The 25,879-nt window shown below is 38.1% G+C and carries 25 protein-coding genes; 18 read left to right on the top strand and 7 right to left on the bottom strand.

Annotation, left to right across the window (positions count from 1 at the left end):
* Positions 1-7 precede the first annotated feature (7 nt).
* The 7 genes from KP710_RS01685 (at position 8) to fdhF (ending at position 7,795) form a co-directional block, all read left to right on the top strand.
* Positions 8-655, top strand: coding sequence for a DUF452 family protein (locus KP710_RS01685; protein WP_111407313.1), 648 nt, complete (start codon positions 8-10; stop codon positions 653-655).
* Positions 643-1,422 (top strand): malonyl-ACP O-methyltransferase BioC, encoded by a 780-nt coding sequence (gene bioC, locus KP710_RS01680; RefSeq protein ID WP_111407314.1) that lies wholly within the window; start codon positions 643-645, stop codon positions 1,420-1,422. Before KP710_RS01685 ends, bioC begins: the two co-directional genes overlap by 13 nt.
* 12 nt (positions 1,423-1,434) lie before the next feature.
* On the top strand, positions 1,435-2,076 hold the full coding sequence (bioD, locus tag KP710_RS01675; RefSeq protein WP_111407315.1) for a dethiobiotin synthase: 642 nt from the start codon (positions 1,435-1,437) through the stop codon (positions 2,074-2,076).
* 81 nt (positions 2,077-2,157) lie between these two features.
* A complete protein-coding gene (gene lolD / locus KP710_RS01670; protein ID WP_046950107.1) occupies positions 2,158-2,841 on the top strand; it encodes a lipoprotein-releasing ABC transporter ATP-binding protein LolD in 684 nt (227 codons plus the stop codon).
* Positions 2,841-4,091 carry a lipoprotein-releasing ABC transporter permease subunit LolE gene (lolE, locus tag KP710_RS01665; protein ID WP_111407316.1) on the top strand — a complete coding sequence of 417 codons (1,251 nt, stop codon included), beginning with the start codon at positions 2,841-2,843 and terminating at the stop codon, positions 4,089-4,091. The genes lolD and lolE overlap by 1 nt, the downstream gene beginning before the upstream one ends.
* A 193-nt stretch (positions 4,092-4,284) precedes the next feature.
* Positions 4,285-5,430: a 5-methyltetrahydropteroyltriglutamate--homocysteine S-methyltransferase gene (locus KP710_RS01660; RefSeq protein ID WP_111407317.1), complete on the top strand. Its 1,146-nt coding sequence runs from the start codon at positions 4,285-4,287 to the stop codon at positions 5,428-5,430.
* Positions 5,431-5,635: 205 nt separating this feature from the next.
* Complete coding sequence (gene fdhF, locus KP710_RS01650) at positions 5,636-7,795, top strand: formate dehydrogenase subunit alpha (RefSeq protein WP_223894328.1); 2,160 nt, start codon at positions 5,636-5,638, stop codon at positions 7,793-7,795.
* Between the two features lie 103 nt (positions 7,796-7,898).
* Here the strand turns inward: fdhF and hypA are convergent, their stop codons facing one another.
* The 5 genes from hypA to htrB all read right to left on the bottom strand — a co-directional run bounded on the left by hypA (position 7,899) and on the right by htrB (position 14,808).
* Complete coding sequence (gene hypA / locus KP710_RS01645) at positions 7,899-8,240, bottom strand: hydrogenase maturation nickel metallochaperone HypA (RefSeq protein WP_005633520.1); 342 nt, start codon at positions 8,238-8,240, stop codon at positions 7,899-7,901.
* A 94-nt stretch (positions 8,241-8,334) separates the two neighbouring features.
* The gene (gene gltS / locus KP710_RS01640; protein WP_048952622.1) at positions 8,335-9,549 is read right to left on the bottom strand and encodes a sodium/glutamate symporter; all 1,215 of its coding nucleotides are present in this window, start codon (positions 9,547-9,549) and stop codon (positions 8,335-8,337) included.
* Positions 9,550-9,578: 29 nt separating this feature from the next.
* The gene (gene parC / locus KP710_RS01635; RefSeq protein WP_111407318.1) at positions 9,579-11,834 is read right to left on the bottom strand and encodes a DNA topoisomerase IV subunit A; all 2,256 of its coding nucleotides are present in this window, start codon (positions 11,832-11,834) and stop codon (positions 9,579-9,581) included.
* Positions 11,835-11,901: 67 nt separating this feature from the next.
* Positions 11,902-13,800 (bottom strand): DNA topoisomerase IV subunit B, encoded by a 1,899-nt coding sequence (parE, locus tag KP710_RS01630; protein ID WP_111407319.1) that lies wholly within the window; start codon positions 13,798-13,800, stop codon positions 11,902-11,904.
* A gap of 72 nt (positions 13,801-13,872) precedes the next feature.
* Positions 13,873-14,808, bottom strand: a complete 936-nt coding sequence (gene htrB / locus KP710_RS01625) for a lipid A biosynthesis lauroyl acyltransferase HtrB (protein WP_111407320.1) — start codon at positions 14,806-14,808, stop codon at positions 13,873-13,875.
* Positions 14,809-14,904: 96 nt separating this feature from the next.
* Between htrB and hldE the strand changes: the two genes are divergently transcribed.
* The 10 genes from hldE (at position 14,905) to rpsO (ending at position 23,528) form a co-directional block, all read left to right on the top strand.
* Complete coding sequence (hldE, locus tag KP710_RS01620; RefSeq protein WP_111407321.1) at positions 14,905-16,335, top strand: bifunctional D-glycero-beta-D-manno-heptose-7-phosphate kinase/D-glycero-beta-D-manno-heptose 1-phosphate adenylyltransferase HldE; 1,431 nt, start codon at positions 14,905-14,907, stop codon at positions 16,333-16,335.
* A 184-nt stretch (positions 16,336-16,519) separates the two neighbouring features.
* A complete protein-coding gene (gene modA, locus KP710_RS01615; RefSeq protein ID WP_111407322.1) occupies positions 16,520-17,257 on the top strand; it encodes a molybdate ABC transporter substrate-binding protein in 738 nt (245 codons plus the stop codon).
* Positions 17,232-18,029, top strand: a complete 798-nt coding sequence (locus tag KP710_RS01610; RefSeq protein ID WP_046950085.1) for an ABC transporter permease — start codon at positions 17,232-17,234, stop codon at positions 18,027-18,029. Before modA ends, KP710_RS01610 begins: the two co-directional genes overlap by 26 nt.
* A gap of 1 nt (position 18,030) precedes the next feature.
* Positions 18,031-18,630, top strand: a complete 600-nt coding sequence (locus KP710_RS01605; protein WP_046950084.1) for an ABC transporter ATP-binding protein — start codon at positions 18,031-18,033, stop codon at positions 18,628-18,630.
* Between the two features lie 9 nt (positions 18,631-18,639).
* A complete protein-coding gene (modD, locus tag KP710_RS01600; RefSeq protein ID WP_111407323.1) occupies positions 18,640-19,485 on the top strand; it encodes a ModD protein in 846 nt (281 codons plus the stop codon).
* A 68-nt stretch (positions 19,486-19,553) separates the two neighbouring features.
* Positions 19,554-20,609 carry an ABC transporter substrate-binding protein gene (locus tag KP710_RS01595; RefSeq protein WP_111407324.1) on the top strand — a complete coding sequence of 352 codons (1,056 nt, stop codon included), beginning with the start codon at positions 19,554-19,556 and terminating at the stop codon, positions 20,607-20,609.
* The gene (gene molB / locus KP710_RS01590) at positions 20,596-21,609 is read left to right on the top strand and encodes a molybdate ABC transporter permease MolB (protein ID WP_111407325.1); all 1,014 of its coding nucleotides are present in this window, start codon (positions 20,596-20,598) and stop codon (positions 21,607-21,609) included. Before KP710_RS01595 ends, molB begins: the two co-directional genes overlap by 14 nt.
* The gene (gene molC, locus KP710_RS01585) at positions 21,602-22,363 is read left to right on the top strand and encodes a molybdate ABC transporter ATP-binding protein MolC (protein ID WP_009500573.1); all 762 of its coding nucleotides are present in this window, start codon (positions 21,602-21,604) and stop codon (positions 22,361-22,363) included. Before molB ends, molC begins: the two co-directional genes overlap by 8 nt.
* Before the next feature lie 9 nt (positions 22,364-22,372).
* The gene (locus tag KP710_RS01580) at positions 22,373-23,152 is read left to right on the top strand and encodes a substrate-binding domain-containing protein (RefSeq protein WP_111407326.1); all 780 of its coding nucleotides are present in this window, start codon (positions 22,373-22,375) and stop codon (positions 23,150-23,152) included.
* Positions 23,153-23,258: 106 nt separating this feature from the next.
* The gene (gene rpsO / locus KP710_RS01575) at positions 23,259-23,528 is read left to right on the top strand and encodes a 30S ribosomal protein S15 (RefSeq protein WP_005628925.1); all 270 of its coding nucleotides are present in this window, start codon (positions 23,259-23,261) and stop codon (positions 23,526-23,528) included.
* 55 nt (positions 23,529-23,583) lie between these two features.
* On the opposite strand, the gene KP710_RS01570 is transcribed toward rpsO, so the two are convergent.
* Complete coding sequence (locus KP710_RS01570) at positions 23,584-24,246, bottom strand: NAD(P)H-dependent oxidoreductase (protein WP_048952609.1); 663 nt, start codon at positions 24,244-24,246, stop codon at positions 23,584-23,586.
* A 109-nt stretch (positions 24,247-24,355) separates the two neighbouring features.
* Between KP710_RS01570 and siaB the strand changes: the two genes are divergently transcribed.
* Entirely contained in the window at positions 24,356-25,030 is a 675-nt protein-coding gene (siaB, locus tag KP710_RS01565) for a 5-acetyl neuraminic acid cytidyl-transferase (RefSeq protein WP_048952632.1), read from the top strand.
* 37 nt (positions 25,031-25,067) lie between these two features.
* Here siaB and KP710_RS01560 read toward each other — a convergent pair whose 3' ends face one another.
* Positions 25,068-25,802, bottom strand: coding sequence for a YdcF family protein (locus KP710_RS01560; RefSeq protein ID WP_048952608.1), 735 nt, complete (start codon positions 25,800-25,802; stop codon positions 25,068-25,070).
* Positions 25,803-25,879 lie beyond the last annotated feature (77 nt).

The following is a 25,879-nucleotide window of genomic DNA, read 5'->3' as shown; positions in this document are numbered from 1 at the left end:
AAATAATGTGAAAACGAAATTTTATGATCATCAAGGTGAGCATTTAATAGTTTATTTTGCTGGTTGGGGGACACCTCTTGATGCTGTAGCTCATTTGATTTTGCCAACAAATCACAATTTATTAATTTGCTACGATTATCAAGATTTGAAGTTAGATTTTGATTTTTCTGCCTATCAGCAAATTCGTGTAGTGGCATGGTCGATGGGTGTTTGGGTGGCTGAGAGAGTATTACAAGGAATCACCTTACAATCAGCAACAGCAGTGAATGGCACAGGTTTACCTTGTGATGATGGCTTCGGTATTCCCTACGCCATTTTTAAAGGCACATTAGAAAATCTCGCAGAAAATACTCGTTCAAAGTTTGAACGTAGAATCTGTGGTGACAAAGTATCTTTTGAACGTTATCAACAATTTTCTGCACGACCATTTAACGAAATTCATCAAGAACTCACCGCACTTTTTGCGATGATTCAGCAGGATAAACGCACAGATCTTATTCACTGGACAAATGCATGGATTAGTTCTTGCGATAAAATTTTTATGCCAGCTAATCAGCACCAATATTGGACCTCGCGTTGTGCCGTTCAGGAAATAGAAGGTGAGCATTATGTGTTTTCAAGATTTACCCACTGGTCGGCATTATGGAATCATTAACTTCCGTAGATAAATCGCGCATTCAACAAGCCTTCCAAAAAGCCTTAAATAGCTATGATGAACATGCGTTAATTCAACAAAAAATGAATATTAAGTTAATGATTCATTTGCAAGACTATTTACCAAATGGATCATTAGATAGCGTATTGGAGCTAGGTTGCGGTTCTGGTATGTTGAGTACGTTGTTGCAAAAACAGATTTCAGCCAATTATTGGTTATTTAATGATTTGTGCGATGTGCGCGCTCTACTCGCTGAAAAGCTGATTCAACCCTTTAATTTTTATTGTGGTGATGCAGAGAACTTTCCTTTTCAACAACAATTTGATTTGATTGCAAGTGCATCAGCTGTACAGTGGTTTCATCATCCTGACAATTTTATTTCCCATTGTAAAACAGGATTGAAACCTAATGGTTTATTGGCGATGACGACTTTTGGTGAAGATAATTTAAAAGAGATTCGCCAAATGACGAATGTGGGGTTAAGTTATCCGAATTTATCTCAATGGAAAAATTGGTTAGCCAATGATTTTGAGCTTTTATGGCATGACGATGTTAATGTAATACTAGACTTTGATACGCCATTGGATGTACTCAAACATCTGAAATATACAGGTGTAACAGCGACTAACCAGAAAAATTGGACAAGAAAAAATCTCAACAAATTTATTGATGATTACTTACAGGCTTTTAGATTGCCATCGGGTAAAGTGCGGTTAACTTATCATCCATTGTTTTTCATCGCACGTTATTCTCGTGCTGGAAATTAGTAAGGCGTATTTATGGGCAAGGTTATTTTTGTATCGGGCATTGATACCGATGTAGGTAAAACGGTTGCAACAGGCATTTATGCTAAAAAGTTGATGGAACAAGGCTTTTCCGTTATTACACAAAAAATGATTCAAACAGGCTGTAAAAATATCGCTGATGATTTGCTTGTACATCGAAAGATTCAAGGTATTGATTTGACGGAAGAAGACTTACAAGGCGACACGTGCCCTTATCTTTTTGAATATCCTTGTTCTCCTCATTTAGCTGCAAAGCTCGAAGGGCGAGAAATTAATGAAAAAATGATTGAAAAATCTACCGCACTTTTGGCAGAGAAATATGATTATGTGCTGCTGGAGGGGGCGGGTGGGTTAATGGTGCCTTATTATGAAGAGGCGACGACGTTAGATTATATCCAGTCAAATAATTACCCTTTGATTTTAGTGACATCGGGAAAATTAGGTAGCATAAACCATACATTATTAAGTTTAGAGGCTTGTCGTTCTCATGGAGTGTCAGTGCTAAGCGTAATGTATAACGGTTATCCGGAATACGATCCTATTATTAGTGAAGAGACACAAGGCTATTTAAAAGGTTATCTTAAAAGATATTTTCCTGAAACGGGATTTGAATGCTTTGGGCGCATTGAAATTTAAGCTCAGGGAAAAGTGTGATAGACTCGCGCAAGTTTTTAATGAGATGATTTGCTGCTAAAGTGCGGTTAAAACGAGTAAAAAATGAATAACTATTTATTAAAATGCGAAAACATCAATAAATTTTATCAAGAAGGTGAAAATCAAACGCAAGTATTAAAAGGCGTTTCTTTTTCTATGGAACCTGCAGAGTTGGTTGCGATCGTGGGGAGTTCAGGTTCAGGGAAAAGTACTTTATTGCATACTTTAGGGGGACTTGATCAGCCAAGTAGTGGGGAAGTGTTTATTAATGGACAATCCTTGCAAAAAGCATCGGCTAATGAATTAGCTGCTTTGCGTAATCGTTATTTAGGATTTGTGTATCAATTTCATCATTTAATGGCGGATTTTACCGCACTTGAAAATGTGATGATGCCGATGTTGATTGGCCATCAAAATAAAACAGAAGCGAAAGATCGTGCCGAAAAAATGCTAAGTGCGGTGGGATTAAGTCATAGAATGACGCATCGTCCATCAGCGCTTTCTGGAGGGGAACGTCAGCGCGTGGCGATTGCGCGGGCTTTAGTGAATAATCCATCATTAGTTTTAGCAGATGAGCCCACAGGAAATCTCGATCACAAGACCACAGAAAGCATTTTTGAACTCATTCAACAACTTAATCAAGAGCAAAATATCGCTTTTTTATTAGTCACTCACGATATGGGGCTTGCTGAAAAATTATCACGCCGTTTAGTTATGCAAGATGGTATTTTGAAGGAAGGTGCATAATGAATACGCCTTTTTTCATTAGCTGGCGTTATCAACGTGGTAAGCAGAAAAATCCTTTAGTTGCGTTAATTGCAAAATTTTCTGCAATTGGCATTGCGCTGGGTGTTGCCGTTTTAATTGTTGGATTAAGTGCGATGAATGGTTTTGAGCGTGAGCTTAATCAACGAATTCTTGCTGTGGTTCCTCATGCAGAGATTTTGTCTGCGTCCAATGCGACGGATCCAACCATTCACCATTGGCAAAATTTGGAAAAACGCTTACAACAAAATGCCCAAATTAAAGGTATTTCCCCTTTTGTTAGTTTTACTGCATTGGTAGAAAATGGTTCAAAACTGAAAGTGGTTCAGGTGAAGGGCATTGAAAAACAAGCAGAAGATCGTGTGAGCTCTCTTGGTAATTTCGTACAAGAGCAAGGCTGGGATAAATTTGGGAAAGAAGGTGGATTAGTCTTGGGAGCGGGGATTGCTAGAGAACTTGATGTAAAAGCGGGTGATTGGGTTACTTTACTTATTTCTCAGCAAAACGGCGATGAACAACTTGCTCAACCCACTCGTGAACGCGTGCAAGTCACTGCAATTTTACGTTTAGATGGACAACTTGATTATAGTTATGCCTTATTACCGCTTGCTCAAGCACAAGAATTTTTGATTTATAAATCAGATCAAATAACAGGTGTTGAATTGAAATTAGATGATCCTTTTTCTGTAAAAAATCTGGATTTATCTATGCTTAACGACTATCCACAGATGCTTTATATTCAAAACTGGATTGGTAAATTTGGTTATATGTATCGCGATATTCAACTTATTCGAACAGTGATGTACATCGCTATGGTGCTCGTGATTGGGGTGGCATGTTTTAATATTGTTTCTACGCTGATTATGGCGGTAAAAGATAAGCAAGGCGATATTGCCATTATGCGCACGCTTGGGGCGAATAATGCGTTCATTAAACGTATTTTTATTTGGTATGGCTTACAGGCCGGAATGAAAGGTTGCTTAATTGGTATTGTGTTAGGCATTATACTTGCATTAAATCTGACAACTTTTATTCAAGGCATTGAGTGGGTTATCGGTAAGAAATTGTTATCGGGAGATGTGTATTTTGTCGATTTTTTGCCAAGCGAGTTACATTGGTTGGATGTTTTGATGGTTTTAGTTGCAGCGCTTGCATTGAGTTTAATTGCTAGTCTTTATCCAGCAAGCCGAGCAGCTAAATTACAACCAGCCCAAGTATTAAGTAGCCATTAATTTTGTGAATACCGCATGAACGTGCGGTATTTTTAATATTGTAAGAATCTGCTTTCAATGACTTATATGAAATTTATTTCTTAAAACCATAAAGAAAATTCATATACATCTAGATGGCCAAAACTTCAATCGCTAGATATTCTTTGTTAGAATCGACCTCATTTCATTTAAAATTTAATTATAGGAAAGCATCATGAGCAAATTATTTCCAAATGCCAAAATTCGAACTCAAGCCCCTTATCGTTTTGATATTGTCGGAAGCTTTTTACGTCCAGAAACATTAAAACAAGCACGACATCAATGTAGCTGTGGCGACATTTCTTGTGCCGACTTAACTCAAGTAGAAGATAGTGAAATTTCAAAATTAGTTGAGCATCAAAAGTCAGTGGGATTATCTGCTGTAACAGATGGGGAGTTTCGTCGAACTTTCTGGCATCTTGACTTCTTAGCCGCTTTAGATGGTGTAAAAGAAGTGGATGTAGAAAAATTTTCGGTACAATTTAAGCATCATAGTGTCCGCCCAAAAACTTTACGTATTGTTGATAAAATTGATTTTTCTGAGAATCATCCATTCATAGCACATTATCGTGCTTTACAAAAAATTTCAGGTGAAACAGAAGTAAAATTAACCATTCCTTCTCCTTCCATGTTGCATTTAATTTGTACAGTACGTGAAACAGATTATCATCCTATTGCACGTTATCAAGATAATAATCAATTATTACTTGATGATATTGCTGATGCTTATATTAAAGCAATGAATATTTTCTATGCTGCAGGCTGTCGCAATTTGCAATTGGATGATACAAGTTGGGGTGAGTTTTGTGCTGAAGATAAACGCAAGGCCTATACAGAGCGAGGTTTAGATCTTGATCAAATCGCAAAAGATTATGTCTATATGATTAATAAAATTGTTGCGGCTAAACCAGCTGATCTAGCTATTACAATGCATATTTGTCGAGGTAATTTCCGTTCTACTTGGTTCTCTGCTGGTGGTTATGAACCTATAGCAGAAATCTTATTTGGCCACTGTAATGTAGATGGTTTCTTCTTAGAATATGATAGTGATCGTGCGGGTGATTTTAAACCGTTACGTTTTATTAAAAATCAGCAAGTTGTTCTAGGATTAGTGACATCCAAATCAGGTGACTTAGAGAATCGTGATGAAATTATTGCACGCATTAAGGAAGCAACACAATATGTCGATATTAATCAGCTTTGTTTAAGCCCTCAATGTGGTTTTGCTTCTACAGAAGAAGGCAATATTTTAACTGAAGAACAACAATGGAAAAAATTAGAGTTTATCCGTGACATCGCTGAAGAGGTCTGGGGAAAATAAATATATTTATTTCCAATGTTATATAAAAATAGCCGCATAAAGTGCGGCTATTTTTTTACTTGTTTTAAATATTCTAAAAAATTGCTTAAAACCTGTTCTATATCAAGAAAACCATAAAATTAATAAGACTATTTTTCTTATTTAGTCGTATTATATTACTCGGAATGATTAATTCATTCTGGTTATCTACAATAAGGACATTATTATGGCAATTAAAAAAGTGATTACTGTCTGTCCGTATTGCGCTTCAGGTTGTAAGATCAATCTATTGGTTGAAAACAACAAAATTGTGGGTGCTGAAGGTGCAAACGGTAAAACAAACGAACGGGAGCTTTGCCTGAAAGGATATTATGGCTGGGATTTTGTGCATGATACAAAAATCCTCACTCCTCGCCTAACTCAACCGATGATTCGCTACAAACGTGGCGAGCCGTTCACGCCAGTGAGCTGGGAAGAAGCTATTTCCTATTCTGCAAAACGTTTACAAGAAATTAGAGAAAAATATGGCAACGAGTCAATTATGGTAACGGGTTCTTCTCGTGGACCAGGTAACGAAGTGAATTTCGTTATGCAAAAATTTGCTCGTGCGGTATTAGGCAATAACAACATTGACTGTTGTGCACGTGTCTGACATGGCCCATCTGTAGCAGGTCTGCTCAAATCAGTGGGTAATGGCGCGATGTCCAACTCAATCGTTGAGATTGAAGACACTAAATGCGTATTTATCTTTGGCTATAATGCCTCAACATCTCACCCTATTGTGGCGCGTCGTATTAACCACGCAAAAGCAAAAGGGGCGAAAGTTATTGTTTGTGACCCTCGTAAAATTGAAACCGCTCGTATTGCTGACATTTATGCGCCTCTTGCTAATGGTAGCAACGTCGCATTTTTGAATGCAATGATGAACGTGATTCTTGAAGAAGGATTACAAGATCAAAAATTTATCGATGAACATACCGAAAATTTCGATGCGTTCTATGAAACTGTAAAAGCTTATACACCTGAATCAACTCAACATATCACTGGCGTTGAGCCTGAAATGTTGAGAGAAATTGCCCGCACTTATGCGAAAGCTGAAACTGCGACAATTCTTTGGGGTATGGGGGTATGTCAGTTCCGTCAAGGTGTGGAAACTGTACGTGCGTTGGCAAGTTTAGCAATGCTTACTGGTAACTTAGGTAAACCAAATGTTGGTGTAAACCCTGTGCGTGGTCAAAACAACGTACAAGGCGCATGTGACATGGGGGCTTTATATAATACTTTACCTGGTTATCAAAGTTATGCGGATCCAGAAATCAACGCTAAATTTGCGAAAGCATGGGGCGTACCGTCTATTCCAACCAAACCAGGTGTACCATTGAGTGAAGTGCCACATGCAGTGGCAGAAGGTAAACTCAAAGCATTCTATATTATGGGGGAAGATACTTTACAAACTGAACCTGATTTGAATGCAATGAAACAAACCTTTAAAGATCTTGAGTTTATTATTGTTCAAGATATCTTTATGACTCAAACCGCCGCGGAAGCGGATGTGATTTTACCTGCAACATCTTGTGCAGAACACGAAGGTGTTTATAGTGCAGCTGACCGTGGTTTCCAACGTTTCTATAAAGCGGTGGATCCTGTGGGTGATGTGAAAGACGACTGGGAAATCATCAGTCTTATGGCACAAGCTTTGGGTTATCCAATGCATTACAACAACACCAAAGAAATTTGGGATGAGTTGCGTGAGCTTTGCCCAATTTATAAAGGTGCAACTTACGAGAAAATGGAAGGCTTGGGTTATATTCAATGGCCATGTACAGATGAAGGTCCTGAAGATCAAGGCACTACATACTTATATGAAGGTCAAATCTTCGACCGTCCAAATGGTAAAGCTGAATTCTTTGCTTGTGATTGGGAGCCACCAATGGAAGAAGTCTCTGAAGAATATCCATTAGTCCTTTCTACCGTGCGTGAAGTTGGTCACTATTCTTGCCGTTCAATGACGGGTAACTGCCGTGCACTTGCTGCGTTGGCTGATGAACCAGGGTTTGTTCAAATGAACGATCAAGATGCGAAAGCTTTAGGCATTAAGAATAATGAGCTTGTTTGGATTTCTTCATCTCGTGGTAAAGTGATATCTCGTGCTGATGTAAGTTCTCGTACTAATAAAGGTGCGTGTTATATGACTTACCAATGGTGGATCGGAAAATGTAATGAACTCACGGCTGAACATTTAAATCCGGGATCTCGTACTCCGGAATATAAATACAGCGCAGTGCGTATCGAAAAAATTGAAGATCAACGTTGGGCTGAGCACTATGTTGTCACTGAATATACTAAGCTCAAATCTCGTTTAAAAGAAACCGCACTTGTGGCTTAATTATCATATTTATCATGATGAGGACAGGCTTTATGCCTGTCCTTTTTTATGATTAATGAAATATGATATGGGTAAGAATATTGGAAATGTTAAAAAGAGCGGTTTATTCAAAGGCAATTTCTTTAATACGTAACTCATCACCGCTTTGTCGTTGCAAGTGTATGCTGCCACAATTAGGACAAGAATCATGATGAGCTTGTATCTCAACTAATTTTTGGCATTGCCAACACCAGGCTTGCGCAGCAATAGGAATTAGATGAAGTTTACATCCTTCAGCAGCGGTACCTTGAAAGGTTATGTCAAAACAAAATTCTAATGCGTCAGGTTCTACGCAAGAGAGCGCGCCAATTTCCAGCCAAAGATCCGTAACTTTTTTTATATCATGACTTTTACATTGTTGTTCTACTATTTCCAGCATATTTTGACAAAGAGACAATTCGTGCATAGTTTTTCCTTTTGTTTTTCTTCCTTAAAACAAATGCCTTTATCAATTCAAGATAAAGGCATTTCTCTAAAACATTGTCAATTTCAACCGCACTTTACACGAGCATATTTACAACTGCAAATGAAACTTTTAATAGCGCAGCGTTGATTAAGTCGATAAAGAATGCACCGACCATTGGAACGATTAAAAATGCTTTGTGTGATGGCCCAAAACGGCTGGTAATGGCTTGCATATTTGCAACGGCTGTTGGGGTTGCTCCTAAACCGAAACCACAGTGACCAGAGCTTAATACAACCGCATCATAATCTTTACCCATTGCGCGATAAGTAACATAGATTGCAAATACCGCCATAAAGACAACTTGTACTGCAAGGATGATTAATACATCTACCGCTAAGCCTGCAAGTTCCCAAAGTTTTAATGACATTAGGGCGATAGCTAAGAAGATAGATAAACCCACGCTACCTAGTACATCAATAGCCGAATCCGCTACTTGGAAACGGAAGATATTGGTTAAAATATTACGGATAATTACACCGGTAAATAAACACCATACGAATGTTGGTAATTGGAATGCGGTGCCTTTTGTTTGTGCATCTAAATATTGACCGATAAGCAAACAGATAGACATCATTGCAATAGTTTCAATTAATGAACGTGAAGTAATTTTACGTTTGTAAGTTGGATGTTCAAAAGCCTCTTGAATATCATCTACTTCATCATTTTCAGGATTTTCACCTTGTTTTTGGCGATTTAATAAGAAACGTGCAACAGGGCCACCGATGATACCACCAAAGACTAAACCAAAGGTTGCACATGCCATTGCGATTTCAGTAGCACCTTGTAAATTGAATTGATGAACGAAGGTATCAGCCCATGCTGCGCCAGTACCATGACCGCCAGTTAATGTGACAGAACCCGCTAATAAACCGTATGCTGGGTGGATACCTAATGCTAATGAACCTACGACACCAATAACATTTTGGCAAATAATTAGCAAACCAGCGACGAACAAAAATACGATAAGTGGTTTTCCGCCTTTAATTAAACGGGAAAAGTTTGCGCTTAAACCAATGGAAGTGAAGAACACTAACATCATGGTAGTTTGCAAATTTTTATCGAAGTTAAAGGATGTTCCATCAACTTTATTCCAAATTAAAAGACCAATAGCAACAATAAATCCACCAACAACCGGCTCAGGAATGTTGAATGTTTTTAAGATGCTGATTCGTTTAACGAGAAAATAACCCAAGAGCAAGACTAAGCTTGCTAGTGCAAGGGTTTCATACGTGCTAAATGTATGACTCATAAATTGGATCTCCCTATGTTGTGTTTAAGTTATGCGTTGTGTTGCGGTTCGATTACCACTATTTCAACATTGGTATGTAATCCACGTGGTAATGTCGAACCTTTTCTGCCTCGTTCAGCACGGAACTTCTGCAGATCTTCCGGTTTTAATACAATTTTTCGTTTTCCGGAATGAAATTCAAGACTTGCTTGATCTGAAATAAGCAATAATTTCACTAACAATTCACCGCGCTCTTTTGCATTTTCGGCAGGAATTGTAACAATTTTATTGCCTTTGCCTTTTGATAATGCCGGTAAATCTTTTGCCGGGAAAATCAACATTCTGCCAGCGGATGTCATAGCAACAACAAGTGCGGTGGCATTCGCCAGCGTCTTAGGCTCCATCACTTTGGCATTTTCCGGTAAAGAAATCAAGGCTTTTCCTGCTTTATTGCGTGCAATTAAATCTTCAAATTTACAAATAAAACCATAACCCGCATCAGAAGCCATCAATAATTCTTGCTGTTCGCTGGCCATTACGACATATTCAATGGTCGCACCAGCGGGTAAATTTAGTTTACCTGTGAGGGGTTCACCTTGCGAACGCGCGGAAGGTAATGAAAGCGGATCGAGTGCATAACTTCGCCCTGTACTATCAATGAATACAACAGCTTGATTACTCTTGCCACAAGCGTGAGCTCGATAATTATCACCAGCTTTGTAGCTTAATGATTTAGGATCAATATCGTGTCCTTTAGCACAACGAACCCAGCCCATTTCGGATAAGATGACAGTGACAGGCTCTGCTGGTGTCATGTCACTTTCAGAGATCATTTTGGCTTCTTCTCGTTCGACCAGTTGAGACATTCGTGGACTGGCATATTTTTTCGCATCTTCTTGAATTTCTTTTTTGATAAGCGTATTCAAACGGTGTTCCGATCCTAAAATTGCTTCTAAATTTAACCGCTCTTTTTCAAGTTCATTTTGTTCAGCTTTGAGTTGGTTTTCTTCTAATTTCGCTAAATGACGTAAGCGTAAATTTAAAATTGCATCGGCTTGTTCATCGCTTAAATTAAAGCGTGCCATAAGCTCTGCTTTTGGATCATCTTCATGGCGTATAATTTCGATAACCTCATCAATATTTAAAAAGGCTATCATCAAACCTTCTAAAATATGCAAGCGAGAGAGCACTTTATCCAAACGATATTGAAGACGACGAGTCACGGTTATTCGGCGGAAAGTAAGCCATTCATTTAAGATTTCTAATAAGCCTTTTACCGCAGGTTTATGATCAAGCCCGATCATATTCATATTTACACGGTAGCTTTTTTCAAGATCTGTAGTCGCAAATAAGTGTGCCATTAATGCATCGGTATCGACGCGATTTGAGCGAGGAACTAGCACAATCCGAATTGGATTTTCGTGATCCGCTTCATCACGAATATCTTCTAGCATTGGCAGTTTTTTTGCCGTCATTTGTTCGGCTATTTGGGCAATAATTTTGGATGGCGAAGATTGATGCGGAAGTGCTGAGATAATAATTTCACCGTCTTCTTTTTTCCAAGTTGCACGCATTTTTATTGAGCCACGACCTTGCTCATAAATTTTACGAATTTCTGATTTGGGCGAAATAATTTCCGCTTCTGTTGGAAAATCTGGACCTTGAACAATTTTAAGTACATCATCTAATCCCGCTTTCGGATTATCTAGCAACATTACTGCCGCATCAGCAATTTCGTTAATATTGTGTGGTGGAATATCTGTCGCCATACCCACTGCAATACCTGTTGTGCCGTTCAATAAAATATGAGGTAAACGAGCAGGTAAATATTGTGGTTCAGCCAAGGTTCCATCAAAGTTTGGTTGATAATCTACCGTTCCTTGTCCGAGTTCACTCAGCAAGATTTCAGAGATTTTAGATAGGCGTGATTCCGTATAACGCATGGCAGCGAAGGATTTTGGATCATCTGGCGCCCCCCAGTTACCTTGACCATCTACGAGCGGATAACGATAAGAGAAGGGTTGTGCCATTAATACCATCGCTTCATAACAAGCGCTGTCACCATGTGGATGGAATTTACCGAGTACATCACCGACGGTACGGGCAGATTTTTTGTATTTTGCCGTAGCATTTAAGCCAAGTTCAGACATTGCATATACAATGCGGCGTTGAACGGGTTTTAAACCGTCACCGATAAAAGGCAGCGCACGATCCATGATGACATACATGGAATAGTTGAGATAAGCTCTTTCTGTGAAGGTGCGTAGAGGCATTTGCTCAATGCCTTCATAATTGATATTTGTCATTTTGGTTTCTGTTAATTGAATATATTCTTAATTTATTAAAATTCGGATTTGCTGAGATTAATTTAGTCTAAACAGATAAATCAACCTGATCGCCTTTCGCTTGCAACCAATTTTTACGGTCTTCAGAACGTTTTTTCGCTAACAACATATCCATCAGTTCTAATGTATCCACTCCTTGGTCTTCCTCTAAATCATAAGTTAATTGAACAAGGCGACGAGTATTAGGATCCATTGTTGTTTCACGCAATTGCGATGGATTCATTTCACCTAAACCTTTAAAGCGTTGAACATTCGGTTTGCCTTTTTTATTTTTTAACCGATCTAAAATTGCCTCTTTTTCACTTTCATCTAATGCGTAGAAGACTTCTTTATTTAAGTCAATACGATAAAGAGGCGGCATTGCGACGTAAACGTGACCGTCTTGTACCAATTTCGGAAAATGACGTAAGAATAGGGCACAGAGCAGAGTGGCAATATGCAGACCATCGGAATCAGCATCTGCGAGAATACATACTTTACCATAGCGAAGTTGTGATAAATCATTGCTGTCAGGATCGATCCCTAGAGCAACGGCGATATCGTGAATTTCTGTTGAACCTAATACTTGATCAGGTGAAACTTCCCATGTATTTAAGATTTTTCCACGTAATGGCAAAATCGCTTGATATTCGCGATCACGCGCTTGTTTTGCTGAGCCGCCCGCAGAGTCGCCCTCCACTAAAAATAATTCCGTTTTTTCTAAATCCTGTGAGCCACAATCTGCTAATTTCCCTGGTAATGCAGGGCCACTAACAAGTTTTTTACGTACGACTTTTTTTGCTGCGCGTAACCGGCGTTGTGCAGAACTGATCGCAATTTCTGCTAATTTTTCAGCATCTTGTACATTTTGATTTAGCCATAGACTGAACGCATCTTTTAAAACACCGCTAACAAACACCGCACTTTGGCGTGATGATAAGCGTTCCTTAGTTTGCCCCGCGAATTGTGCATCCTGCATTTTAAGGGAAAGAATGTAAGAACAACGATCCCAAATATCATCAGCGGTAAGTTTTACGCCACGTGGTAATAAATTTCTAAATTCGCAAAATTCACGAATGGCATCTAACAAACCTTGACGTAAGCCATTAACATGTGTTCCGCCTTGAATTGTTGGAATTAAGTTTACATAGCTTTCGCCAATCAGCTCGCCTCCTTCTGGCAACCAAAGTAATGCCCAGCTAACCGCTTCATTTGTGCCTTTAAATTCACCAACGAATGGTTTTTCCGGAAGGGTTTCAAAGCCGTTAACTGCTTCGATAAGATAATCGGAAAGACCATCTTCATATAACCAAATATCTTGAGTATTGTTTACTTTATCAATGAATTTGATTTCAAGCCCTGAGCAGAGTACCGCTTTCGCTCTTAATAAATGGCGTAGGCGGCTAACGGAAAATTTTGCGCTGTCAAAATATTTTGGATTCGGTTTGAAGTGAACGGTTGTTCCTGTTGTGCGTCTACCACAAGTCCCAATAACTTCTAATTCTTCCACTTTATTGCCGTTTTCAAAGGCAATTTTATACACTTCACCATTACGTTTGACTTGAATATCCACGCGTTCAGAAAGCGCATTCACCACAGAAATCCCCACACCGTGTAAACCACCCGCAAATTCATAATTTTTATTGGAGAATTTTCCCCCCGCATGTAGTTTTGTCAGGATCACCTCTACGCCAGAAACACCTTCCGTAGGATGAATATCCACAGGCATACCGCGACCATTGTCTGTGACTTCAATGGATTGATCAGGGTGTAAAATTACTTCAATTTTTGTGGCAAAACCCGCAAGGGCTTCATCTACGCTGTTATCAATAACTTCTTGTGCGAGATGATTCGGACGGGTGGTGTCTGTATACATACCGGGGCGAATTTGCACCGGCTCGAGATCTTTAAGAACGGTAATTTCTTGAGCTGAATAATTGGTTGTCATGGTGAGATTATTCGTTAATTTTTAAATTTGAGAAAATTCTATCAAAAAGTGCGGTGATATTCGACCGCACTTTTAATCGTATAAACTAGGCGTATTTTCATCTGGACGTGTTTTAAAACGGCGATGTAGCCACATATATTGTGATATGCCCTTCATGATTTCCTTTTCAACGATTTGATTCATTCGCGCAGCAATCGCTGTTTCATCTTGTAAATCTGTAAAATCAACAGGCGCTGAAATACTCACGGTATAGCCTGAACCATCTTTATTGCGTAATGGCGCAAATGGAATCACTTTGCTGTTTTGTGAGGATTTCAATAAATAATAACTACCAGTGGTTGTGCAAGCATCGGGCACCGCAAAAAATGGTACAAAAACGGCATTTTTTCTGCCGTAATCATGATCAGGTGCATACCAAATGGTTTCTTCATTGCGTAGGGCTTTGATCATTCCGCGTAAATCTTTACGATCAAGCATATCTTTATTAGAGCGTAAACGGCCTTGTGTTTGGAGCCAATCAAATGCTGGATCGTCATTTGGGCGGTAAACCCCAATACCAGGATGATGTAAACCAATGATGCGTGCGCCAAGTTCTAGCGTTAAGAAATGAACACCGACGAGAACAATTCCATCTTTTTGATTTTCTTTTAGATAATCTAAGCCTTCAACTTTTGACCATTTTTTGATACGTGAATCTGACCAAAACCAAGCCATGCCAGTTTCGATAATTGCCATGCCTACTGAGCGGAGATTTTCTTGCAAAATCGCCTCACGTTCGTTTTCAGGCATATCAGGGAAACAAAGTTCAAGATTGCGGCGTGCAATGGCAGCGCGACGTTTACCTACTTTTAAATGTGAAAACAACCAACCTAGACCATGACCAATATGGCGCAAAATAGGGTAGGGAAGACATAAAATACTTCGCCAAATTGCCACGCCTAACCAAAACAGCCAGTATTTTGGGGCTAAAAAGTGCGGTTGAAATTGAGGGAGTTTTTCGTTTTTCATTGTTCTTTCCACCTAAGTTAGGGGCGTAGTTTATCGTAAATTTGAGTTGTGGTAAAATCGCCACAATTTTGGTTATTCAAATAGAGAGATTTTAAAATGGCTCAATATTCAGCAGAATTTAAGCAAGCAAAAGTACTTGTATTAGGCGACGTGATGCTTGATCGTTATTGGTTCGGCGCTACCAACCGTATTTCACCAGAGGCGCCGGTACCAGTGGTTCGTGTACAAGAAAATGAAGAGCGCGCGGGTGGTGCAGCAAATGTGGCGATGAATATTGCGTCACTTAATGTACCCGTTCAGTTAATGGGGCTGATTGGACAAGATGAAACTGGTTCTGCACTTTCCCACTTATTAGAAAAACAAAAAATCGATTGTAATTTTGTTGCATTAGAGACCCATCCAACCATTACCAAATTACGTATTTTATCTCGTCACCAACAGTTACTTCGCCTTGATTTTGAAGAAGATTTCAATAATGTAGATTGCAAGGATTTATTAGCGAAGTTAGAAAGTGCGGTGAAAAATTACGGTGCTTTGATTCTTTCTGATTATGGTAAAGGCACGCTTAAAGATGTTCAGAAAATGATTCAAATTGCACGCAAAGCGAGTGTGCCTGTGTTAATCGATCCAAAGGGAACTGATTTTGAACGTTATCGTGGTGCGACATTATTGACACCAAATATGTCTGAGTTTGAAGCTGTTGTGGGCAAATGCAATACAGAAGAAGAGATTATTGAGAAAGGTTTAAAATTAATTTCTGATATTGAATTAACCGCACTTTTGGTGACGCGTTCTGAAAAAGGCATGACATTATTGCGTCCAAACCAAGAACCTTATCATTTGCCAACTGTCGCAAAAGAAGTGTTTGATGTGACGGGAGCTGGCGACACTGTTATTAGCGTATTAGCAACTGCATTAGCAGATGGACGTTCTTTCGAAGAATCCTGTTATCTAGCCAATGTCGCGGCTGGAATTGTGGTGGGTAAATTGGGGACTTCAACGGTTTCGAATGTGGAACTTGAAAATGCTATTCATGCTCGCCCTGACACTGGATTTGGCATTATGAGTGAAGCTGAATTAAAAGATGCTGTCGCACAAGCTAAAGCGCGCGGTGAAAAAATTGTGATGACTAATGGCTGCTTCGATATTTTGCATCCAGGCCATGTTTCTTATTTAGAAAATGCACGCAAATTGGGCGATCGTTTAATTGTCGCGGTAAATAGTGATGATTCCGTTAAACGCTTAAAAGGTGACAGTCGCCCAATTAATAATCTTGAAACTCGTATGGCGGTATTGGCTGGTTTGGCATCAGTGGACTGGTTGGTGCCATTCACCGAAGATACACCACAGCGTTTAATCGGTGAAATTCTACCAGATTTTTTAGTCAAAGGCGGAGATTACAAACCCGAAGATATTGCTGGCGCAAAAGAAGTTTGGGCAAATGGCGGTAATGTTAAAGTGCTAAACTTTGAAAATGGTTGTTCAACAACAAATGTGATTGAAAAAATTAAATTATTGAAAGATTAGGTGAAAGGTTGGGGCGTCCCAACCTTTTTTATTGTTTCAAAATTAAGTCAATTAGTGTCTTATCATGAAATTAGAAAAAATCGATTGATTTATAAACTAAAGGTTGAATAAATCTTTTGAATAATTCATTATATACTCTATTATATATCAGTTTTCACTGAAACTTATTTTATAAGGAGAGAAAATGAAAAAATTAGTTGCGATAACTTCAATGATTTTAACTACATTTTCTGCACAAGCAGCAGATTTGTATTTATATGCTGGTGCTGGGTTAAAGGATCCAGTTGAAAAAATTATTCACCAATATGAACAAGAAACAGGAAATAAAGTAACTGTTGAATATGGTGGTTCTGGACAGATTTTAGCTCGTTATAACACGGTAAAAAGCGGGGATCTTTTTTTAGCTGGCTCAGAGGATTATGTTACAAAATTACAGAAAACTAATGATGTAAACAATGTAGGAACAATAGTATTACATGTTCCAGTTATGGCTATTCGTAAAGATAAAATTTCAGGAATTGATTCTTTTAAAGCATTAGCTGAAAGCTCATTACGTTTAGGTATTGGTGATAGTAAAGCAATGGCTCTTGGTAAAGGCGCTGAAAAAATGTTTGAATTATCAGGATATCAAAAGCAACTTAATGATAAAGTTGTTGTGAAAGCTGCGACGGTAAAACAATTAATGCTATATTTACTAAATGGTGATGTAGATGCGGCTGTAGTAGGTCGTTCAGGTGCTTGGAAAGTTCGAGATAAGGTTGAATTATTACCAAGTCCAAAAGGCACACCAGAAGAAAGAGTTACTATTGGTCTACTTTCTTCTTCTAAATATCCGAAAGAAGCTCAACAGTTATTTGATTTCTTTAAATCTCCTCAAGGGGTGAAGTATTTTACTGATGAAGGTTTCTTACCAGCTAAATAATAGTCTAAGTTTAAAGTTATCGCTGATCCCACTATTAATACTGTTATTTGTTGTTATGGGATCAGTGTTTTCTTTAATCGTAAAATTAGATTTTTATTTTTTTCAACAGATATTATTTAATTCCGAATTGCATTTTGCATTGCTAATGTCATTAGCAACGTCTCTTTTTTCTTTGATATTAGCATTATGTGTTGCTGTTCCATCGGCATGGCTAATGAGTCAAGTGCGGTTGCCTTTTCAATCATTTTTTGACACTTTGTTTGATTTACCAATGGTTTTGCCACCATTAGTCACAGGACTAAGTTTGCTTCTACTTTTTAGTTCACAAGGGATATTAGCTGAATTGCTTCCCTTTATAAGCAAATGGATTTTTTCCCCTATAGGAATCATTATTGCTCAAACTTATGTTGCTAGTTCAATTTTATTGCGCAGCACTCGTGGCATTTTTTCTTCCTTTGAATCAGGTTATCGATTTGCATCTTATAGTCTTGGTTTATCACCTTTTAAAACCTTAATAAAAATAGAGATTCCGATGTGTTGGAAGCCTTTGGTTTGTGCTTCAGTTTTAGCTTGGTCTCGCGCAATAGGGGAGTTCGGAGCCACATTAATGTTGGCAGGAGCAACGCGATTTAAAACTGAAACTTTACCTATGGCAGTCTATTTGAATATTTCAAGTGGTGATTTTGAAATTGCTATTGGTGCATCATTATGGCTTTTATTTATCTCTACATGTTTGTTGCTAGTTTTACGGATGATTAATAGGGCTGTTTAGTATGCTGATAGTTCAAAATCTTCAAACTAATATTTTAAAATCTATTTCCTTTTCAATTGAAAAAAGCGAATGCCTTTCTGTTGTTGGTGAATCAGGTAGTGGAAAAACGACTTTATTAAATGCGATTGCTGGTTATATTGATTATTCAGGCTCTATTTTATGGAATAATCAAGTTCTAGAAAGCAGTCCTCCTTGGAAGAGAAATTTTCGTTATTTAAATCAACGACTTTATTTGTTTCCTCATAAAACGGTGCGAGGGAATTTAATACTTGCAAATCCATCATCATCTGATGATGAACAACAGACATTATTATCTGACCTAAAAATAGAGCATCTTATTAATCGCTATCCTCACCAGTTATCTGGGGGAGAACAACAACGTGTGGCTTTAGCAAGAGCATTAATTTATCGTCCTGATTTATTACTTTTAGATGAACCTTTTTCTTCTTTAGATTGGTCTTCGCGTAAAGATATTTGGAAAGTGTTAAAAAATCTAATCGAAGCCGGTGAAATTACCACAATTTTAGTGACGCACGAGCCAAAAGAAGCTGAGTATTTCTCAGGTAAGCAGATTCAGTTATATCAAGGACAACTAATTTAAGGAGTGACAATGATTTATTTTTCAGATAAAGAATTGGATGATTTATTGCTTGAGGATATTTATCGTGGTGATTTAACCACTCATGCTCTTGGTATTGAAAATATTCCGGCGAAAATTCTTTTTAAGCGTAAAAATGCAGGTATTGTGGCGGGTGTTTCTGTTGCGGAAAAATTATTAAAAAAACTGGATATTCAACCGCACTTATATGTAAAAGAAGGTGAGTGGGTTGAATCAGGTGCTTTGCTGATAAGTGCGGAAGGAATATCTGAACAATTACATCAAGCTTGGAAAGTGGTGCAATTGGTACTTGAATGGTCATGTGGAGTTGCTCAATATACGGCAGAAATGATTGCCAATGCCAAAGCAGTTAACCCAAGCGCTGTTGTGGCTTGCACGCGTAAAAGCATTCCTAATACGCGTAAACTTGCGACAAATGCTGTATTAGCTGCTGGTGGACATATTCATCGACAAGGCATCAGCGAAACTCTTTTGGTTTTTACTAATCATCGAAACTTACTTTCTGATCCAAATGATTGGGTGAAAATTGTGGATAGATTACGTCAAGAAGCGCCTGAAAATAAAATTACTTTAGAAGCAGATAATTATGCTCAATTTGAGCAAATGTATGTAGCTGAGCCAGATATTATTCAACTTGATAAATGGTCACTGGAGGATGTGAAAAAGGCTTTAGATCTACTTCACTCAAAACAGAAAGATATTCTACTTTCTATCGCTGGAGGGGTAAATAAAAATAATGTTTCAGATTATGCCAAATTGGGTATTCGTTTATTTATCACTTCTGCACCTTATTATGCACCGCCAGAGGATATAAAGGTGGTGATTGAAAAGATATAATTTAGGTATTTATCGTTGTGTAATTGAGTGTATAATGAAATCCTTGTTACTTAATATAAGGATATTTTATGAAGCTTAAATCATTGTTTATTGCCGGCTTACTTGGTTCCCTTTCTTTTTCAGCATTAGCTGATCGGATTATTACAGACCAACTCGATCGCAAAGTAACCATTCCCGATCACATTCACCGTGCTGTGGTGTTACAGCATCAGACTCTGAATATTGCTGTGCAATTGGATGCCACAAAACAGATTGTGGGTGTGCTTTCTAACTGGAAGAAACAATTAGGCAAAAACTATGTTCGCCTTGCACCAGAGCTGGAAAACATGGCAATGCCGGGCGATTTGAATTCCGTTAATATTGAAAGTCTGTTGACATTAAAACCGGATGTGGTGTTTGTGACTAACTACGCACCGCCTGAAATGATCAAGCAAATCAGTGATGTGAATATTCCAGTGGTAGCCATTTCCTTGCGTACCGGTGAAGCGGGCGAAAAAGGTAAACTTAATCCAACATTAACTGATGAAGATAAAGCTTATAATGAAGGCTTAAAACAGGGGATTGAATTGATTGCTGAGGTGTTTGAGAAAAAACAGCAGGGTAATGAATTGATCAAAGCGGCTTTTGCTAATAGAAAATTATTGGCTGATCGTTTAGGAAATATTCCAGTAGACAAACGTATCCGTACTTATATGGCAAATCCTGATTTAGGCACTTATGGTTCTGGTAAATATACGGGGCTTATGATGGAGCATTCGGGGGCTTATAACGTCGCAGCGGCAACTATTAAAGGTTTCAAACAGGTTTCTCTAGAAAATGTGTTGGAATGGAATCCTGCAGTGATTTTAGTGCAAGATCGTTATCCTGATGTGGTACCAAAAATTTTGAATGATCAAGGTTGGGCAAATATTCAAGCGGTAAAAGATAAAAAAGTTTTGTTGATGCCGGAATATGCTAAAGCCTGGGGATATCCGATGCCGGAAGCCTTAGCGTTGGGTGAAGTATGGTTGGCGAAAGCGCTTTATCCGCAACATTTCCAAGATGTGAATTTAGATAAAATGGTGAACGATTATTATCAAAAATTCTACCGCACATCTTATAAAGCCGACAATGCAGCCCAATAGTTACCCTAAAATTCTCTTTGGCTTAACGCTATTGCTTGTGATTACCGCCGTGATTTCTTTGGGAATTGGGCGGTATTCCTTGTCTGTAGCGCAAATTGGACAAATTCTGTGGGCAAAAGCGACCGCACTTGAGATTGACCCGGTGCAACAGCAAGTGATTTTTCAAGTGCGTTTACCTCGAATTTTCACCGCACTTTGCGTGGGCGCCGGTTTGGCGTTGAGTGGAGTGGTATTACAAGGCATTTTTCGTAACCCATTGGTCGATCCGCATATTATCGGTGTGACCTCCGGTTCTGCTTTTGGTGGGGCGTTGGCGATTTTTTTCGGGTTTAGTTTGTACGGCTTATTTGCCAGTACGATTTTATTTGGCTTCGGCACGCTTGCCTTAGTTTTTCTATTTAGCTTCAAATTTAATCAACGTAGCCTGTTGATGCTTATTCTTATCGGCATGATTTTAAGTGGGCTTTTTTCTGCCCTCGTTAGTCTATTGCAATACATTTCCGACACGGAAGAAAAATTACCAAGCATCGTGTTTTGGTTGATGGGGAGTTTTGCCACCTCTAACTGGGAAAAATTCCTCTTTTTCTTTGTTCCGTTTTTGCTTTGTAGTTCGATTTTGCTTGGTTTAAGCTGGCGATTGAATTTACTGTCTTTAGATGAGAAAGAAGCCAAAGTTTTGGGCGTGAGAGTGACGCTATTACGTTGGTTAGTCATCTTTTTAAGTGGTTCATTAGTAGCGTGTCAGGTGGCAATTAGCGGTAGTATCGGTTGGGTCGGTCTGATTATTCCTCATCTTAGTCGTATGCTGGTGGGCGCCAATCATCAACGTTTATTGCCTTGCACCATGCTGGTCGGCGCAACTTATATGTTACTCGTGGACAATGTTGCGCGTTCCTTGTCTGATGCTGAAATTCCGATCAGTATTTTGACCGCACTTATCGGTGCACCCTTGTTCGGCGTATTGGTGTATAAACTAAAACGCGGAGGCATGAATGAATAAAGCGCTCTCCGTGGAAAATTTAGGCTTTTATTACCAAGCGGAAAACTTTCTGTTTCAAAAACTGAATTTTGATTTGAATAAAGGGGATATCCTGGCGATTTTAGGGCAAAACGGTTGTGGGAAAAGCACCTTGTTGGATTTACTGCTTGGTATTCACCGCCCGATTCAGGGCAAGATTGAGGCGTATCAATCTATCGGTTTTGTGCCTCAATTCTTTTCTTCGCCTTTTGCTTATTCGGTGTTGGATATTGTGTTAATGGGACGCTCAGCCCATATTAATACTTTTGCTAAACCCAAAATGCATGATTATCAAATCGCCATGCAGGCACTGGATTATTTGAACTTGACCCATTTGGCAAATCGCGAATTTGCTTCGCTTTCAGGTGGGCAGCGACAACTGATTTTAATTGCTAGAGCCATTACTTCCGAATGTAAATTAATGCTGTTGGATGAGCCAACTTCAGCATTAGATCTTGCAAATCAAGATATTGTACTGTCTTTACTTATAGATTTGGCACAATCACAGAACATGACTGTTGTATTCACAACACATCAGCCTAATCAAGCTGTAGCGATAGCCAATAAAACTTTATTGTTAAATAAACAAAATTTTAAATTTGGCGAAACAAGGAATATTTTAACCTCAGAAAATTTGACCGCACTTTTTCATTTACCGATGTTTGAACAACAAGCCCAATATAAAGAATCTTTTTTTACGCATTTTGTTCCCTTGTATAAAACGTTATTAAAGTAAGGAAAACTTGTGGAATCAATTACTGTTTTTAGTGCAGGTAGTTTTCGTTATGCTCTGCAAGAATTATCTGATATTTTTCGACAAATTCATCATATAGAGATTAAAGCATTTTGTGGTCCAGCCGGAATATTGCGTCAACAAATTGAGCAAGGGAATAGATGTGATATTTTTATTAGTGCAAATCCTGAAAATGTGCTTCAATTAGCTGATTCTAAAAAAATTTATCAAAAATTAACGATAGCCTTTAATCAATTAGCATTAACTACGTTAAATTTAGAACACTTCCGTCATAAATCCATTTTTGAATTGCTATTTGATCGCTCTTTACGCCTCGCAACATCAACGCCATCTTGTGATCCTTGTGGAGATTATACTTGGCTGTTATTTGATAAAATTGAGCAATGTTTTCCTGGTGAAGGGGAGGCATTGAAACGACGAGCGTTGAAATTAGTAGGCGGAAATTCTTCAAATATAGTTCCAAAAGGGAAAATCGTATCTCATTATTTATTATTAAATAGTTATGCTGATATGATGCTCGGTTATGCGCATTATCAATTAAGATCTGAAGTTAAGCCAAATAGGTACGATGCATCTATAAATATAAATTCTAGTATTGGTCTGAATAATCAAGCATTTTTGACTCATATGTTCCCTATTGAATTTGAGGTAAAAGCTGAATATGTCATGGCTTTATTAAATAATGTTGAAAGTGCGGTTAAATTTTTTGAATTTTTATGCTCTAATAAAGCTAAAGACATCATTAAGAATCATGGCTTTTTACTAGAATAAACCTTGCATTTAAGCTCATTGAATGCTAGAATGCCGGCTCCTTATCATCGCTGAGTTAGAGATCGGCGAATGATGTATTAACAACACTACCTTTTAGGAGTAAAAAATGTCTCTAAGTACTGAAAAAAAAGCAGCAATCGTTGCTGAATTTGGTCGTGATGCGAAAGATACTGGTTCTTCTGAAGTTCAAATCGCATTATTAACTGCACAAATCAACCACTTACAAGCTCACTTTGCAGAGCACAAAAAAGACCACCATGGTCGTCGTGGTTTATTACGTATGGTTTCTCGTCGTCGTAAACTTTTAGACTACTTAAAACGTACTGATCTTGCTTTATACCAAAGCACTATTGCTCGTTTAGGTTTACGTCGCTAATTTTAAATGCTAAAAATAAAGCTCCCAAGTTGGGAGCTTTTTAATTTATACAGGATTATTCTACCCACTGTATGATTTCATCAAATTCCTTTCGAGATTTTTTAGTAATATCACGTGAGCGATAACCAAAGGTGGCTGCAACAGAAACGCCGTATTCATTAGGATCCAATAGACCTTCTTGAGCTAAGCATTCATTCATTTTATCATAATTGAATCCTTCAATAGGGCAGGAATCAATACCAAGTGCGGTTGCCCCAGTTAACATATTGGCAAGGGCAATATAGGTTTGTTTGCTACACCAATCAAATAAAGCGCGTTCATTTTTAAGTAATTTCATGTCTTCTTCTTGAAAGCTCTTATATTTTTCTAGTGCCGCATGTTGTTGTTCTATATTTAGACCTTTACGTGTCATCACATCGGTAAAAAACTTACTATCATAACGTGCATTTTTCTTTGCTAGGATGATCACTAGATGGCTACAGTTATCTAATTGATTGCCCATTCCCCAGCTGAATGGTTTCACTTTTTCGCGTAAGGTTTTATTTTGGATGACTAAAAATTTCCAAGGCTCGGAACCAACAGAACTTGGTGATAATCTTGCGCATTCTAAAATAGCTTGAAAATCTTCGTTGCTAATTTTTTTGTTTGGATCGTAATAGCGTGTAGAGCTACGTCTATTGAATAGTTCAATAAGCTGTTCGCGAGTAAGTTGAATCATTTGTTTTCCTTTTATTAGCAAATAGATGAGGATATGTTAAAGATTAATTTTTGCTAAAACAAGGGAAACATTCTAAAATGAAAGGCACTTTGTCATGTGGAGCGAAAAAATGAAAAGAATTGCAATTATACCCGCTAGGGCTGGTTCAAAAGGAATTAAAGATAAAAATTTACAGCTTGTTGGAGGTGTGTCTTTAGTTGGTCGTGCCATTTTAGCTGCACAAGAATCAGGAATGTTTGATCAGGTTGTTGTAACCTCTGATGGGGAGAAGATTCTGAAAGAAGCAGAAAAATATGGTGCAATTTCGGTGGCTCGCCCTGAGAGTTTAGCACAAAGTGATACTCGCACAATTGATGCTATTTTACATTGCTTAGAGAGCCTAAACATTTCTGAGGGAGTAGCTGTTTTGTTACAGCCAACAAGTCCATTGCGCAATGCTTTAGATATTCGTAATGCAATGGAAATTTTCCTAGGAGGAAAATGTAAGTCGGTGATATCAGCTTGTGAATGCGAACATCATCCTTATAAATCATTTACTTTAGAAAATGAAGATGTAAAACCTATTCACGAAATAAGTGATTTTGAAGCACCGCGTCAAAAATTACCTAAATCTTACCGTGCAAATGGAGCTATTTATATTAATGATATTGAGAGTTTATTTGTAGAAAAACGTTTTTTTATTGAGCCTATGCGTTTTTATTTAATGCCTACTTATCGCTCGATTGATATTGATTCAACTCTGGATTTGCAATTAGCTGAAAGTTTAATCTCAAAAGAATTTTAGAAGATTGGTCGCATTTTGCGACCTCTTTTATATCAGATTAATGAACTTTCCAATAACCAATCCACTCTTTTAATAAAACCATATTGCTATTTAACGCACCTAAGTCAGGAACAAAAGATTTTGCAGATAGATTTCCTTTACTGCCATAGCTTGCCGCTGCAGCAGGAAGTACATAGAATCCTTGTTTTTCAAAAAGGTATTTGGCTCGTTTCATATGCCATTGATTTGTTACTAAAATAATTTTTTGAATATGATCTTTAATTAAAATATTTTTAGTGAAACTGGCATTTTCTTCTGTATTACGGGCTTTATTTTCGATCCATTGCGTTGGCACATTAAAGAATTGGTTCAGTTCTTTTGCCATTAAGTCGCCTTCAGAAATGCCTATCAAAGAATAGCCCGTGGTTAAAATAGGTAAGCCCGTTTCTTTTTGTAAAAATGCCGCATAACGTAAACGTTCTAGTTGCGCTGCGCCAGAAGCCGTTTCTGCATACAGTTCTTTAGTGGGATAAGATCCACCGCCTAATATGACGATGGCTTGAGCTTGTTTATAGTCATCTAGGGTAAGGGCTGGAGAATCATCATTATCTGTTAGCAATAAACTAGTAAAAGGCGCACTCATGACATAAAGCCAAGTGAAACTGATAAACGCAATAAATTTGGCTAATTTTTTGAAATGAACACGATAAAAAATTGCTGCAATAATCAGTAATACAAAGGTATTGAGAGGTGGCGCGATAAGTGCGGTAAGAAGTTTTCCTAGTTCCAACATAGATAAGATCCTTGATATAGAGCGGTTTCATTATAATGATTAGTCATAGCTTGTCTATGTTGATTTTGTTAAAATAA

It is taken from the genome of Haemophilus sp. SZY H35, from assembly GCF_018829705.1.
GTDB classification, from domain to species: Bacteria; Pseudomonadota; Gammaproteobacteria; order Enterobacterales; family Pasteurellaceae; genus Haemophilus; species Haemophilus haemolyticus_K.
Note: the sequence above shows the minus strand (reverse complement) of the source record. Positions and strands in the feature narration are given on the sequence as shown.

Coding starts and splice junctions, on each gene's coding strand:
- htrB (WP_111407320.1), bottom strand. CDS start 14,808: ATGAAAAACGAAAAACTCCCTCAATTTCAACCGCACTTTTTAGCCCCA.
- bioC (WP_111407314.1), top strand. CDS start 643: ATGGAATCATTAACTTCCGTAGATAAATCGCGCATTCAACAAGCCTTC.
- KP710_RS01660 (WP_111407317.1), top strand. CDS start 4,285: ATGAGCAAATTATTTCCAAATGCCAAAATTCGAACTCAAGCCCCTTAT.
- molB (WP_111407325.1), top strand. CDS start 20,596: ATGCAGCCCAATAGTTACCCTAAAATTCTCTTTGGCTTAACGCTATTG.
- modD (WP_111407323.1), top strand. CDS start 18,640: ATGATTTATTTTTCAGATAAAGAATTGGATGATTTATTGCTTGAGGAT.
- modA (WP_111407322.1), top strand. CDS start 16,520: ATGAAAAAATTAGTTGCGATAACTTCAATGATTTTAACTACATTTTCT.
- siaB (WP_048952632.1), top strand. CDS start 24,356: ATGAAAAGAATTGCAATTATACCCGCTAGGGCTGGTTCAAAAGGAATT.
- lolE (WP_111407316.1), top strand. CDS start 2,841: ATGAATACGCCTTTTTTCATTAGCTGGCGTTATCAACGTGGTAAGCAG.
- KP710_RS01570 (WP_048952609.1), bottom strand. CDS start 24,246: ATGATTCAACTTACTCGCGAACAGCTTATTGAACTATTCAATAGACGT.
- KP710_RS01595 (WP_111407324.1), top strand. CDS start 19,554: ATGAAGCTTAAATCATTGTTTATTGCCGGCTTACTTGGTTCCCTTTCT.
- parE (WP_111407319.1), bottom strand. CDS start 13,800: ATGACAACCAATTATTCAGCTCAAGAAATTACCGTTCTTAAAGATCTC.
- molC (WP_009500573.1), top strand. CDS start 21,602: ATGAATAAAGCGCTCTCCGTGGAAAATTTAGGCTTTTATTACCAAGCG.
- gltS (WP_048952622.1), bottom strand. CDS start 9,549: ATGAGTCATACATTTAGCACGTATGAAACCCTTGCACTAGCAAGCTTA.
- parC (WP_111407318.1), bottom strand. CDS start 11,834: ATGACAAATATCAATTATGAAGGCATTGAGCAAATGCCTCTACGCACC.
- lolD (WP_046950107.1), top strand. CDS start 2,158: ATGAATAACTATTTATTAAAATGCGAAAACATCAATAAATTTTATCAA.
- rpsO (WP_005628925.1), top strand. CDS start 23,259: ATGTCTCTAAGTACTGAAAAAAAAGCAGCAATCGTTGCTGAATTTGGT.
- hypA (WP_005633520.1), bottom strand. CDS start 8,240: ATGCACGAATTGTCTCTTTGTCAAAATATGCTGGAAATAGTAGAACAA.
- hldE (WP_111407321.1), top strand. CDS start 14,905: ATGGCTCAATATTCAGCAGAATTTAAGCAAGCAAAAGTACTTGTATTA.
- KP710_RS01560 (WP_048952608.1), bottom strand. CDS start 25,802: ATGTTGGAACTAGGAAAACTTCTTACCGCACTTATCGCGCCACCTCTC.
- bioD (WP_111407315.1), top strand. CDS start 1,435: ATGGGCAAGGTTATTTTTGTATCGGGCATTGATACCGATGTAGGTAAA.
- KP710_RS01610 (WP_046950085.1), top strand. CDS start 17,232: ATGAAGGTTTCTTACCAGCTAAATAATAGTCTAAGTTTAAAGTTATCG.
- KP710_RS01605 (WP_046950084.1), top strand. CDS start 18,031: ATGCTGATAGTTCAAAATCTTCAAACTAATATTTTAAAATCTATTTCC.